Annotated in this window: 12 protein-coding genes; 3 read left to right on the forward strand and 9 right to left on the reverse strand. The window is 45.0% G+C overall.

The window, feature by feature from the left end:
* Window positions 1–65: 65 nt before the first annotated feature.
* The 8 genes from fabF to yceD form a co-directional block, all read right to left on the reverse strand.
* Complete coding sequence (gene fabF, locus M9194_RS19850; RefSeq protein WP_250614443.1) at window positions 66–1,307, reverse strand: beta-ketoacyl-ACP synthase II; 1,242 nt, start codon at window positions 1,305–1,307, stop codon at window positions 66–68.
* A gap of 88 nt (window positions 1,308–1,395) precedes the next feature.
* The gene (acpP, locus tag M9194_RS19855; RefSeq protein WP_004406112.1) at window positions 1,396–1,629 is read right to left on the reverse strand and encodes an acyl carrier protein; all 234 of its coding nucleotides are present in this window, start codon (window positions 1,627–1,629) and stop codon (window positions 1,396–1,398) included.
* A 237-nt stretch (window positions 1,630–1,866) separates the two neighbouring features.
* Window positions 1,867–2,601, reverse strand: a complete 735-nt coding sequence (gene fabG, locus M9194_RS19860) for a 3-oxoacyl-ACP reductase FabG (RefSeq protein WP_250614470.1) — start codon at window positions 2,599–2,601, stop codon at window positions 1,867–1,869.
* A gap of 18 nt (window positions 2,602–2,619) precedes the next feature.
* Window positions 2,620–3,546: an ACP S-malonyltransferase gene (fabD, locus tag M9194_RS19865; RefSeq protein WP_250614444.1), complete on the reverse strand. Its 927-nt coding sequence runs from the start codon at window positions 3,544–3,546 to the stop codon at window positions 2,620–2,622.
* Between the two features lie 85 nt (window positions 3,547–3,631).
* On the reverse strand, window positions 3,632–4,582 hold the full coding sequence (locus M9194_RS19870) for a beta-ketoacyl-ACP synthase III (RefSeq protein WP_250614445.1): 951 nt from the start codon (window positions 4,580–4,582) through the stop codon (window positions 3,632–3,634).
* Between the two features lie 9 nt (window positions 4,583–4,591).
* Window positions 4,592–5,638 carry a phosphate acyltransferase PlsX gene (gene plsX / locus M9194_RS19875; protein ID WP_250614446.1) on the reverse strand — a complete coding sequence of 349 codons (1,047 nt, stop codon included), beginning with the start codon at window positions 5,636–5,638 and terminating at the stop codon, window positions 4,592–4,594.
* 9 nt (window positions 5,639–5,647) lie between these two features.
* On the reverse strand, window positions 5,648–5,818 hold the full coding sequence (gene rpmF, locus M9194_RS19880; protein WP_250614447.1) for a 50S ribosomal protein L32: 171 nt from the start codon (window positions 5,816–5,818) through the stop codon (window positions 5,648–5,650).
* A 32-nt stretch (window positions 5,819–5,850) separates the two neighbouring features.
* The gene (gene yceD, locus M9194_RS19885) at window positions 5,851–6,375 is read right to left on the reverse strand and encodes a 23S rRNA accumulation protein YceD (RefSeq protein WP_250614448.1); all 525 of its coding nucleotides are present in this window, start codon (window positions 6,373–6,375) and stop codon (window positions 5,851–5,853) included.
* Between the two features lie 146 nt (window positions 6,376–6,521).
* On the opposite strand from yceD, the gene M9194_RS19890 reads away from it, so the two are divergent.
* The gene (locus M9194_RS19890; RefSeq protein WP_250614449.1) at window positions 6,522–7,103 is read left to right on the forward strand and encodes a Maf family protein; all 582 of its coding nucleotides are present in this window, start codon (window positions 6,522–6,524) and stop codon (window positions 7,101–7,103) included.
* A gap of 116 nt (window positions 7,104–7,219) precedes the next feature.
* On the opposite strand, the gene rluC is transcribed toward M9194_RS19890, so the two are convergent.
* On the reverse strand, window positions 7,220–8,161 hold the full coding sequence (gene rluC, locus M9194_RS19895) for a 23S rRNA pseudouridine(955/2504/2580) synthase RluC (RefSeq protein WP_250614471.1): 942 nt from the start codon (window positions 8,159–8,161) through the stop codon (window positions 7,220–7,222).
* Window positions 8,162–8,756: 595 nt separating this feature from the next.
* On the opposite strand from rluC, the gene rne reads away from it, so the two are divergent.
* The gene (gene rne, locus M9194_RS19900; protein WP_250614450.1) at window positions 8,757–11,720 is read left to right on the forward strand and encodes a ribonuclease E; all 2,964 of its coding nucleotides are present in this window, start codon (window positions 8,757–8,759) and stop codon (window positions 11,718–11,720) included.
* 153 nt (window positions 11,721–11,873) lie between these two features.
* The gene (locus tag M9194_RS19905; protein WP_250614451.1) at window positions 11,874–13,433 is read left to right on the forward strand and encodes a SulP family inorganic anion transporter; all 1,560 of its coding nucleotides are present in this window, start codon (window positions 11,874–11,876) and stop codon (window positions 13,431–13,433) included.
* Window positions 13,434–13,551 lie beyond the last annotated feature (118 nt).

The following is a 13,551-nucleotide window of genomic DNA, read 5'->3' on the forward strand; positions in this document are numbered from 1 at the left end:
ACAAAAGGCGGCTCAATGCTATGCACCAAGCCGCCCTACGATATCTCAATCAATATCTGTGTTTTTTAAATCTTTTTAAAGATCAAACAACCGTTTGTACCGCCGAAGCCAAAAGAGTTACAAGCAGCGTATTCCATATCTACATCACGACTCACATGAGGAACCAAATCAATACCCAACTCTTCTTCTGGATCGTCAAGGTTAATGGTTGGTGGCACTTTTTGATCAACCAAAGACATGATGGTAATGATGGCTTCGACTGAACCAGCCGCTCCCAACAAGTGACCAATCATAGACTTAGTTGAAGAGACTAACACTTGCTTAGATCCAGCTTCACCGAGAGCACGTTTAATGCCTTTGATTTCTGCTACATCACCTGCTGGTGTAGAGGTACCGTGCGCATTTACGTAACCTACTTGCTCGCCATTGACGCCAGCGTCACGCATCGCCGCTTCCATCGCAAGTGCTCCGCCTGAACCATCTTCACTCGGAGATGTCATGTGGTAAGCATCACCAGACATACCAAAGCCAACTAGCTCACAGTAAATTTTCGCACCACGTGCTTTGGCGTGCTCGTATTCTTCTAGAATAACCATACCAGCACCATCACCAAGTACGAAACCATCACGGCCTTTGTCCCAAGGACGAGAGGCTTTTTGCGGTTCGTCATTGCGAGTAGACAGCGCTTTAGCCGCACCAAAACCTGCAATACCTAGTGGCGTAGAGGCTTTTTCTGCTCCGCCCGCTAACATGGCATCAGCATCGCCATAGGCAATCATACGTGCTGCATGGCCAATGTTGTGTAGACCCGTAGTACATGCTGTGGAGATCGCGATGTTTGGACCACGCATACCACACATGATAGACAAGTTACCCGCAACCATGTTGACAATAGTTGACGGTACAAAGAAAGGGCTAACTTTGCGAGGGCCTTTTTCAACGAGAGCTTGGTGACCTTTTTCAATCAGGTCTAAGCCACCGATACCAGAGCCAATTGCGACGCCGACTCGTGCTGCATTTTCTTCAGTCACTTCTAAGCCAGAGTCTTTTAATGCTTGAACACCTGCAGCGATACCGTATTGGATGAATAAATCCATCTTACGTGCGTCTTTTTTGGACATGTACTCTTCGCAATTAAAGTCTTTGACCAGACCCGCGAAACGAGTAGAGAAATTAGTGGTGTCAAAGTGTTCGATGTTTACGATACCACTTTGTCCCTCTAGCAAGGCCTTCCATGAAGTTTCTACAGTGTTGCCTACCGGTGACAACATTCCCATGCCAGTAACAACGACACGACGTTTGGACACGATATTATTCTCCGGAGTTGATATAAATTAGAGAAGGTAAAAAAGATTTAGAAAACACAGGCGACCAGAGGGCCGCCTGGGAGAGATATTACTGAGCGCTGTTTACGTAGTCGATTGCAGCTTGAACAGTGGTGATCTTCTCTGCTTCTTCATCAGGGATCTCAGTGTCGAACTCTTCTTCTAGAGCCATAACTAGCTCAACAGTGTCTAGAGAGTCAGCACCTAGATCGTCAACGAAAGAAGCTTCATTCTTAACTTCTGCTTCGTCTACACCTAGCTGTTCAACAATGATTTTCTTTACGCGTTCTTCGATGTTGCTCATTTTATATTTTCCTATTACAGATGTCGCCTAATGCGATGCTTCCGTAGTTTATTCAAACTATTGAAAGTTGCAAGAGGCACCTTGCTGGTCAAACCACAATTTTCGCGATTTTAACCGAAATTCAGTACATTTTTAACCTATATCATGCACAATTCTTGCGCAGGTTAGCCAAAAGTTTAACATTTAACTTAGCCATCCTATCAATAGTGATGACCGAAGATGTCAAACAAGCGGATATTAAACCATATACATGCCGCCATTTACATGTAAAGTTTCACCCGTGATATATGCTGCTTCAGGTGATGCCAAAAATGCGACCGCTGAAGCAATTTCGCGAGGGTCACCAAGGCGACCAGCTGGCACTTGAGATAGTGTAGCAGCTCTTTGCTCATCGTTAAGTGCTTTTGTCATATCTGTTTCAATAAATCCAGGTGCAACAGTGTTGACTGTTACGCCACGAGAAGCCACTTCACGCGCCATAGATTTAGTAAAACCAATCACGCCCGCTTTAGCTGCAGAGTAGTTAGTTTGTCCGGCATTACCCATAGTGCCGACTACAGAGCCAACATTAATAATGCGGCCGTTACGTTTTTTCATCATACCGCGCAATACCGCTTTAGATAGGCGGAAGATAGACGTCAAGTTGGTGTCCATGATGTCTGTCCACTCATCATCTTTCATGCGCATTAGAAGATTATCGCGTGTGATGCCTGCATTATTTACCAAGATATCTAATGCACCAAACTCGTCATTGATGGTTTTTAGCGTCGACTCGATAGATTCAACGTCTGTCACATTCAGTGCTAAGCCTTTGCCTTTGTCACCCAAATATTCGCTGATCGCTGCCGCACCGTTTTCACTGGTAGCCGTACCGATCACCGTCGCACCACGTTCAACAAGCAGTTCGGCAATTGAGCGACCAATTCCACGACTTGCGCCAGTCACTAACGCGATTTTGCCTTCTAGATTCATCATTTTTCTTTTCCTTTCTTACGCTTTTGCCGCATCTAATGTAGCAATATCATTAACTGCAGCAGCGCTCAGTGTTTTTACAATGCGCTTAGTTAACCCGGTCAACACTTTTCCAGGACCAAGTTCAAACAATTTTTCGACACCTTGTTCACTCATAAGTTGCACACCCTCAGTCCAACGAACTGGGCTATACAGCTGACGAACGAGTGCGTCTTTGATTTTGGCTGGATCGGTTTCAGCAACCACATCAACATTATTGATAACAGGTAGCTTAGGGGTATTGAATTCAATCTCTTCTAAAGCCTTTGCTAGCTTTTCTGCAGCTGGTTTCATCAGTGCACAGTGAGAAGGTACTGAAACTGGCAATGGTAACGCTCTTTTCGCTCCCGCTTCTTTACAAAGCGCTCCAGCTCGCTCGACAGCCGCTTTGTTACCGGCAATCACCACTTGACCTGGTGAATTGTAGTTTACCGGTGAAACCACTTCGCCTTGAGCGGCTTCTTCACACGCTTTACTGATGCTGTCATCATCTAGACCAATGATGGCATACATTGCTCCAGTGCCTGCCGGTACCGCTTCTTGCATCAGTTGACCACGAAGCTCAACCAGTTTAATCGCTTGTTTAAAGTCAATCACACCCGCGCATACTAATGCAGAATATTCACCGAGACTGTGACCAGCTAGGTTTGCAGGTTGTTCTAGACCAAGCTCTTGCCACACACGCCAAATTGCAACTGAAGATGCAAGCAGAGCAGGCTGAGTGCGAAATGTTTGATTAAGGTCTTCTGCTGGGCCATTTTGAACTAAAGCCCACAGATCGTAACCCAAAGCATCAGAGGCTTCAGAAAACGTGTGTTTAATGATGTCGTATTGCTCTCCCAGCTCAGACAACATACCCACAACTTGAGAGCCCTGACCTGGAAATACGATAGAAAACTTGCTCATTGTAGATTTCCTTACGCAAAAATTAATAAAAGGCGCACTGTGACCAAATGGTCTCCCGTACACCTTTATGATTACTGTAATTGGGTTAGAACTTGACTAACGCCGAGCCCCAAGTAAACCCACCACCAAACGCCTCGAGTAGAAGCGTTTGACCTCTTTGAATTCGGCCATCTCTGACTGCTTCATCAAGCGCAGTAGGAATGGTTGCCGCTGAAGTGTTTCCATGACGATCCAGTGTCACGACGACACGCTCCATTGGCATGGATAGTTTTTTTGCCGTGGCGGTGATAATTCGCAGGTTTGCTTGGTGAGGAACCAACCAATCCAATTCTGACTTATGCATATTATTTGCAGCTAGCGTATCTTTCACCAACTTAGAGAGTTGGGTAACCGCAACTTTGAATACTTCGTTCCCTGTCATGTGCAGCCATTTATCTGGGTTACCGCCGCGCTCTGGCATTTCCAAAGACAGAAGTTCACCAAAACGTCCATCGGAGTACAAATGGCTAGAAAGAATACCAGGCTCTTCACTTGCGCCAACAACCACGGCACCAGCACCATCACCAAACAAGATGATGGTCGACCTATCGGTTGGGTCACAGGTTTTCGCTAGTGTATCTGCACCGACAACCAGTACATTGTTACACATTCCAGACTTTACGTGTTGATCAGCCACAGATAAAGCGTAAACGAAACCTGAACAGGCCGCGGCAATATCAAATGCTGGACAGCCATTAATGCCTAACTTTGCCTGGACTTGGCAAGCTGATGAAGGAAAAGCGTGGCTACCGCTTGTCGTTGCTACGATAATTAAGTCGATATCTTGTTTATCAATACCTGCCATATCAATGGCATTTTGTGCGGCATAATACGCCATATCAGCGACAGTTTCACCGTCTGCTGAGATACGACGCTCTTTAATTCCTGTGCGTGCAACTATCCACTCATCGTTTGTGTCTACCATTTTCTCTAAATCTGCGTTAGTACGCACCTGAGATGGCAAGTAGCTGCCTGTGCCTAATATTTTGCTATACATGAAGACTTATTAATGCCTCTCGAGTAAAACTGCTTCCAAACGATCTCGTATACGACTTGGTACTTGCCGTTTGACCTCGTGTACTGCCTCACCTATCGCGTTGACTACCGCAGAGACGTCAGCGCTTCCATGGCTTTTTATGACAATTCCGCGCAATCCTAGCAAACTTGCGCCATTATACTGGTCGGGGTTCAGTGCTTTCACTTCTTTTAAAAGACCGGAAAACAATTTTCGCCCTATCCAACCCTTTATTGAAGAAGACATCATGGAAGTTGTTAACTTCTCAATAAAAAACTGGGCGGTTCCTTCGCTTGCTTTGAGACAACTATTGCCTGTAAATCCGTCACACACTATCACATCTGCAATATCATCGAACAGTTTGTTTGCTTCGATATAACCGATGTAATTCACAGAATTAGTTCGAGCAAGCAATTCTGCACAACGTTTGACGCTTGCGACACCTTTAATATCTTCAACACCAATGTTGAGTAAAGCAACTCTGGCTGGACGATCAAGGTGTTGTTCCGCCAGTGCACTACCCATCACTGCAAACTGAAAGAGCGCTTCTTCATCACTAACAATATTCGCGCCCAAATCGAGCATCCAAGCATTGTTACCTTGCTTTGTTGGCATTGCTGAAACCAAAGCAGGTCGTTCGATTCCCGGTAATAAGCTTAGCTCACGACGGGATAATGCCATCAACGCTCCCGTATTACCCGAACTCACTAGCGCGCCCGCTTTTGCGTTAGCCACCAAGTCTATCGACATGGCCATTGAGGTGCCGCTGCTTTTTCTTAGCGCTTGAGAAGGTTTTAACGAATTTGATATGACGTGCTGACTATGTTGAACAATCAAACGATCGGCAAGCTTTGACTCCAGATCACTGTTAGGGTGGTAGCCACAAGCCAATAACTGCTGATTGACGGCGTCATTGTCACCGACAAGCACGATTTTTAGATCCGGGAAATGCAATAGTGCCTGCACAACGGCAGGCACTGTAACGCGAGGACCGAAATCCCCGCCCATTGCATCAACTGCAACGGTTATATCTTGCAAAGGTCAACCTTACTTGTTGATAACCTTTTCGCCACGGTAGTAACCTTCAGCAGTTACGTTGTGGCGTAGATGAACTTCACCTGAAGTCTTATCGATAGAAAGAGCTGGTGTAGTTAGAGCATCGTGTGAACGACGCATACCACGCTTAGAACGTGTCTTACGGTTTTTTTGTACGGCCATGGACCCTACTCCTGAGTTAATTGCTTAAAAAATTACTTTTTTAAGTTCTTTAAAACATCGAATGGATTCGGCTTTTCTTCCACAATCTCTTCTGGAATCTCACCAAATACCAAATTGTCTGAATCAACGCTACAGTCCGCTGCTTCGTGCATTGCAACTTGGGGCAAATTTAAGATGAACTCGTCTTCAACCAGTTTAATAAGGTCAATTTCACCGTACTCGTTCGGATCTACCAAATCGTACTCTTCCGGTGCTTCTTCTTCACTTTTTTCCCCATAATATGGAGTATAAGTAAAGGAAACTTCACACTCATGTGTGAAAACCTCATTACAGCGTTGACATTCTAAGTCAACTTCGATGTTAGCTTTACCAGAGATAACAACGAGTTGCTGCTCATCTAACCCAAATGACACTGACACTTGAGCGTCGCGTTTCACGCCTTCGGACGATTCCTCTAAGCGCTTTAAAAGACTAGTCTGAATGATACCATCATAGTCCAATCTTTTTTGAGCTGCTTTTGCTGGATCAACCGTTCGCGGTATTTTTACCTTTTGCATAGGGCGCGAATATTATCTTTATCGACAAATTTAGTCAAAGAAAAAGGCAAAAAACTTGAAGTTTTTTTCGTTAAAAGAGAAAGCATTGCCTCAGCTTTATTTCATCGACTATGATCTAGACCTTGATAAACAACCCAGCAAATATTATGGCTGCTTTACCATTAGTGCTCGCTTCCACCTCACCATATCGACAAACGATACTCAACAAACTCGCGATTTCATTTAGCACTGCTGCTCCACAATGCGATGAAACTCCACTAAAAAATGAAAGCCCAGTAGACTTAGTCCGCCGCCTATCAATAGAGAAAGCCAAGTCCTGCCATATCACGTCGCCAAGTCTCATTATCGGCAGTGATCAAGTATGCGTCATTGATAATCAAATTGTAGGCAAACCGTTGACACGAGAAAATGCCATCAAGCAGCTTGAGATGCAAAGTGGTAAGGCGATTACGTTTTACACTGGGGTAGCGGTATACAATTCTGAAACACAACATCTAGAGCATGCGATTGATACGGTAGTCGTACACTTTCGCTCATTGACGACCAACATGATCGAACGTTATGTGGATATCGAGCAGCCTTATTACTGTGCGGGCAGCTTCAAATGTGAGGGGTTGGGCATTGCATTGTTTGAAAAAATAGAAAGCAAAGATCCAAATACGTTGGTCGGTTTACCTTTAATTGATTTGGTGAGGTTATTGGAAAATCAGGGCCTAGCCGTTTTATAGATAGGGGCTTTTATAAGTGAGTACATTTTGTAGGTAGGAAACCTTTATAACTAAAGAGCAGTGCGATTGACAATAAGAGTTGCGCACTGCTCACTGCTATTACCTATGTAAACCCATTAGCCCCTTAACGAGGCCAATACACTCTGCAACTTCTGATCTAAAGGCGCGTTCACTTCCATCCATTCTTCTGTAGAAGGATGAATAAACTTTATGTTGGCGGCATGAAGGAACAGTCTATCTAAACCCGCTTTCCCAGTATAGGCATCAAACCTTCGGTCACCATACCTATCATCCCAAGCAATAGGGTGTCCAGTATATTGGGTATGGACCCTAATCTGATGCGTGCGCCCTGTAATGGGGCTAGCCTGCAATAATGTAGCATCTGAAAAAGCTTCGATGATCTTAAATCGAGTTTCCGATGGCTTACCATCTGGATTGACTCTTACAATACTATTGACTTCGTTTTTCTTAAGTGGCGCTTTCACCACCTTACAACTGGCTTTCCACTTACCCATCACCAAGGCAAAGTAAAACTTTTTCACCGTTTTATTACGAAACTGTGCTTGTAGATGACGCAATGCTGAGCGCTTTTTAGCCACCAACAAAATACCAGAGGTGTCTCGGTCAATACGATGTACCAGCTCTAAAAACCGAGCTTGAGGACGTAAAGCTCTTAACGCTTCAATCGCGCCAAATTTAAGCCCACTACCACCATGCACTGCTGTACCGGAAGGCTTATTCAATACTAATAAATGGTCATCTTCATACAATATGTTGGATTCAAGCTGTGCGACCTTAGTTAACTTGGTACTGATTTCAGGTGCAGAGGAGGACTCCTCGAGCGTTACTGGGGGAATTCGGACCAAGTCCCCGGCCTGTAGTTTGTATTCAACCTTGATGCGTTTTTTGTTAACTCGAACTTCCCCTTTGCGAACAATTTTATAGACAACACTCTTGGGAAGACTTTTTAGTTGGTTGCGCAGAAAATTATCGATGCGCTGTCCAGCCATATCATCGTCGATTTCAACGAATTGGACTTTAGTTTTCATTTCACTCATGGCGCTATTGTAGCACTGGACAGGTTTCAGTTTCACATTTTCTTTATCCAGCCAACTTCATGGCACTTATAAATGATGATATCAACAATCACGCTTGTGGATAACGTCGTACGTTTTATAAATGAGTTTTATAAAAACTATGATCTAACGCCGAAATAACAAATAGATATGGATTTTAGATTTTTTTATATGTGAGATTTTCGTGCTGTTTATAACAAAGCGGATTGCTGTGTGAACCGAGCACTGCTATAGTTCACTGCTGCAACAAGTGTTTTAGGTTATATTTTAGACTTCACCTAGCATCTTCGCGCAACTCAAAAGAGTAGAGATACTCAGTTATTGATGTGCAGCATACGGCGTAAGACACACTCAACCTGAGCTGACTTGCTGACTTCTACTCGCCGTCTTATATGTTTGAGTATTATCCGCACAGTTTGCGGCTTACAGGCGTATTTGTTTGTAAGACTGAAGTGCCCATAGAGCATCCCCCTCCAGCCGCGAGGCTGCATTGCTATAGCCATGGGATCTGGCACCATACAAGATGAAAAGTGAGCAAGATAATAATTAAGACAATGAAAAGTTTACGAGAATTTTAATGAAAAGAATGTTGATTAACGCAACTCAAAAAGAAGAGTTGCGTGTTGCCTTGGTCGATGGCCAAAAGTTGTTTGATCTCGATATTGAAAGCCCTGGGCATGAGTCAAAAAAGGCAAATATATACAAAGGACGTATTACACGAATAGAACCAAGCCTAGAAGCTGCTTTTGTCGATTATGGCGCTGAAAGACATGGATTCCTTCCTTTAAAAGAAGTAGCTCGCGAATATTTCCCTGACGGTTATACATACCAAGGCCGACCTAGCATCAAAGAAGTGCTAGAAGAAGGCCAAGAAGTGATCGTTCAGGTGGAAAAAGAGGAACGTGGTAGTAAAGGCGCAGCTTTAACTACTTTCATCTCTCTTGCTGGCAGCTACTTGGTATTGATGCCAAATAATCCACGTGCCGGTGGTATCTCACGTCGTATTGAAGGTGAAGAGCGAACTCAACTCAAAGCCGCGTTGAGTACGTTAGAGCTTCCTCAAGGTATGGGTCTCATCGTCCGTACGGCGGGTGTTGGGAAAAGTGCTGAAGAGCTAGAGTGGGACTTAAACGTTCTGCTTAATCATTGGGGCGCGATTAAACAAGCCTCGGATGCCAACCCTGCACCTTTCCTTATCCATCAAGAAAGTAACGTCATTGTACGTGCTATTCGCGATTACTTGCGCCGTGACATCGGTGAAATCTTAATCGACAGTAATACCATTTACGAAAGAGCGCTTGCTCACATCCGTTTAGTTCGACCAGATTTCGTTAGCCGTGTAAAAAAATATCAAGGCGAAGTACCACTATTTAGCCACTATCAAATTGAGAGCCAAATCGAATCGGCTTTCCAACGCGAAGTCAGATTGCCATCTGGTGGCTCGATAGTGATTGACCCGACAGAAGCACTGACTTCTATCGATATTAACTCTGCCAGAGCAACAAAAGGTGGAGACATTGAAGAAACGGCGCTGAATACCAACTTGGAAGCGGCAGAAGAAATCGCACGCCAATTACGTCTGCGCGACTTAGGCGGCCTAGTTGTTATTGACTTCATCGATATGACACCAGTGCGTCACCAGCGTGAAGTAGAGAATCGCCTGCGTGACTCGGTACGTCTAGATCGAGCTCGAGTTCAAATCGGCCGTATTTCACGTTTCGGCTTGTTAGAAATGTCTCGCCAGCGCCTCAGCCCATCATTGGCTGAAGCCAGTCACCATATTTGTCCTCGTTGTAGTGGAACAGGTGTGGTCCGTGACAACGAATCGCTTGCTCTGTCGGTTCTACGCCTCATCGAAGAAGAAGCGCTTAAAGACAATACCTCGCAAGTCTTGGCTATTGTGCCTGTGCCTATTGCTTCTTATCTCTTGAACGAAAAACGTCGTTCAGTGAACCACATAGAGAAAAACCAAGAAGTTAAAATCACTATCGTACCAAATTCTGATATGGAGACCCCTCACTTTGAGGTCATTCGTGTCAGAGATGGCGAAGAGCAAGATTTACTTTCTTATTTGGTTCCAAAGAAACTGGAAGCAATGAAGGAAGCGGAAAGTAAAGACGTTGTCGATACTGAAGTGAAAGCGAAAAAAGCAGAAGAGCCTGCTCTGAAAGGTTTTGCCTCACCCGCACAAAACGCGCCGAAACCAAACAACGTGCCTGCTGCTAACAAAGCAGAGAGCAAGCCAAGCAAACCTGGCGTGATTAGTCGTTTCTTTAAAGCATTAGGTCGACTGTTCTCTAGTCCAGAGCCAGAAGCCAAAACAGAAGTGAAGCCACAACCTGAAGTGGCGAAACCGACCCGTAATGGTAATCAGCAACGTCGTAATAATCGTAACGATCAGCGTCGCCGCAATACTGCACAAGATTCTAATCGAGATAAAGATCGCAGAAAGCCACGTGACGAACGGGCTGCCCAAGATTCGAATAGTGCTAAAGAAAATAAAGCCCAAAACCGCAAACAGCAAAATCGTCGCAATAAACGCGATGAAACCAAGGTTAATAAGCTAGCTGAGGAAGGCCAGCAGATTGCAGCTGATGCACGCGCGAAAGGCGATAAGGCACCTGAAGAAAAAGCGGCTAAAGTCAAAGAAAAACGCCAGCGTCGTAAACTCAACAAGCAAGTTCGAGTGAAAGATCAAAAAGCGGCGGAGAAAACCAACGCCGTGGCTAAAGACAAGCCTGCTGCACCAAAACAGCAACCCGTCGAGCCAATCGAAGCTGAGCAAATTCAAGCTGCGAGCGAGAGCCAGGTTGAAGCGGTAGAAGTCAAAAAAGAGGAAACCAAGCAAAGACGCAGCCGACGCTCGCCTCGTCATTTACGAGCAAACGGTCAACGTCGACGCCGAGGTCGTGATCGCCGCCCTAACCCATTCCGCTTACGCAAAGGTGGAGTCGCGTCTCCAGAAATGGCAATGGGTAAAGTTATGCCTCGTTACGACCTAGCCAAACCTAAGAAAGCAGAAGCAACCGCTCAAGATAAGCAGCCGTTGCAAACTCAATTAGGTGGTGTTGCATGTCCAGAGATGGCAATGGGTAAGGTAATTGTGCCTCGTCCAGTGACACAAATTGCTGAGGCACCAGCTGTGGTTGCTACTCCTGAGCAAAACCTAGACACCTTGCCAACACCTAAAGTGTCAGCCGAAGCTATTGTTCGCCACGATGTTGCACCTGAAGCACCAGTCAAGAGTGATGTAGCAGCGGTAGAAGAAGCGCAAGACGTAAACACTGAAAAAACTGAACAAACAGTGGAAACCAAGCAGGAAGCGAAAATTGAGATAGAAACGTCTCAAATAGTCGTTCCTCAAGTGTTGCAGTCTCACGCCTCTTCGCCAATGGCGAAAGCACCTGGGCCTAAAGAATTGAAGGAAATTCAAGTAAATGCTGCCCCATTTAGGTCAAAAAGGTATGTTGCGAAAGGTGCGGGAAGCCAAGCAGCCAACAACCAAGCTGGCTCTGAAATGGCTAAGCCTCGCGGTTACTAACAGACTCCTTTAACAACAATTTAGTCAAAAAGGTCACGTTCTTCGTGGCCTTTTTATATATTCATTCATACTATGAATAGACGTATTAATCACTCATTATTGAACTTAGTTACACTGAGCTCTCACTGATACAACAGAAATAAGACACACAACATGTTTGATTTTTCACAACTCTCTAAGCAGTCGATTAAGAACGATGTTCTCTCAGGATTGACTGTCGCTTTCGCTTTAGTCCCTGAAGCGGTCGCTTTTGCTTTTGTCGCAGGCGTTGACCCAATGGTGGGTTTGTATGCGGCATTCATCGTCGGACTCGTGACATCGGTATTTGGTGGACGGCCTGGCATGATTTCCGGCGCAACAGGTTCAATGGCTGTTGTCATGGTGTCATTGGTTGCTGGTCATGGTATCCAATACTTATTCGCTACCATACTCCTAGCAGGCATTTTACAAATTAGTGCAGGCATTTTTAAACTGGGTAAGTTTATTCGCATGGTTCCCTATCCAGTAATGATAGGCTTTGTGAATGGCTTGGCGATTGTCATCTTCTTAGCCCAATTAGGCCAGTTCAAATTGCCGGATGTTTCTGGCGCTCTCAATTGGCTACCCCATGATCAAATGATGATCATGCTCGGGCTTGTTGCCTTAACGATGGCCATCATATTTTTCTTACCCAAGCTGACCACAGCCGTACCCTCATCACTTGCAGCGATTATTATCGTAACGCTAGTGGTTCATGGTTTTGGCCTAGATACTCGCACCGTGGTTGACTTCCTACGTACTATGACGGGGAACCCTCACGCCACATTAGCTGGTCATTTACCAACCTTCTCCATTCCAACCGTGCCTCTGAATATCGATACGTTGAAGGTGATCGTCCCTTACGCCATCATTCTTGCTGCGATCGGTCTTATCGAGTCCTTGTTAACACTGACCGTGGTTGATGAAATTACCAATACTCGTGGTAAATCAAACAAAGAGTGTATCGGACAAGGCCTAGCTAACGTCACTTGTTCATTCTTTGGTGCGATGGGCGGTTGTGCGATGATTGGTCAATCCATGATCAACGTAAATTCCGGTGGCCGTGGCCGTCTTTCTGGCATCGTTGCTGCTGTTACACTGTTAAGCTTTATCCTATTTACATCTGCGCTGATTGAAATGATTCCAATTGCCGCTTTAGTCGGTGTAATGTTCATGGTGGTCATAGGTACATTTGAATGGGCAACATTTAAATTTGCCCGACGAGTACCGAAGAAAGATTTCTTTGTTATCGTACTCGTGACTGTTGTAACCGTCATGACGGACTTAGCCATGGCCGTTGCGGTAGGTGTGATTACTTCAGCGCTCATGTTCGCTTGGGATCATGCAAAACACATTTATGCGTCAAGCAAAATCAACGAAGAAGGTTCAAAAGAGTACCACATTAATGGCCCTATCTTTTTCGGCTCGTCAGCCAACTTCTTAGACATATTTGATGCTGACAACGATCCAGATGACGTCATTGTTGACTTTGCCAACTCACGTGTGACCGACCATTCAGCCATCGATGCGATTGAAACCATTGCCGAGCGCTACAGTTCAAAAGGTAAAACGCTGCATCTGCGTCATTTAAGTCAAGATTGCCGAGCGTTATTACATAAAGCGGGCAGCTTGGTAGAAATTAACGTCAAAGAAGATCCAAGCTATAAAGTCGCCACCGATGTACTAGCCGGTTAATCACATTAAACTCGATAATGGTAAAAAGCGCCTCGTAAGAAAAGGCGCTTTTTTATTTGCATGAAAAGTGGCACAAAAAAGGCCCTTACTAAAATAAGAGCCTATCGAGTCAAGATTG

Source organism: Vibrio sinus (assembly GCF_023634645.1).
Lineage (GTDB): Bacteria > Pseudomonadota > Gammaproteobacteria > Enterobacterales > Vibrionaceae > Vibrio > Vibrio sinus.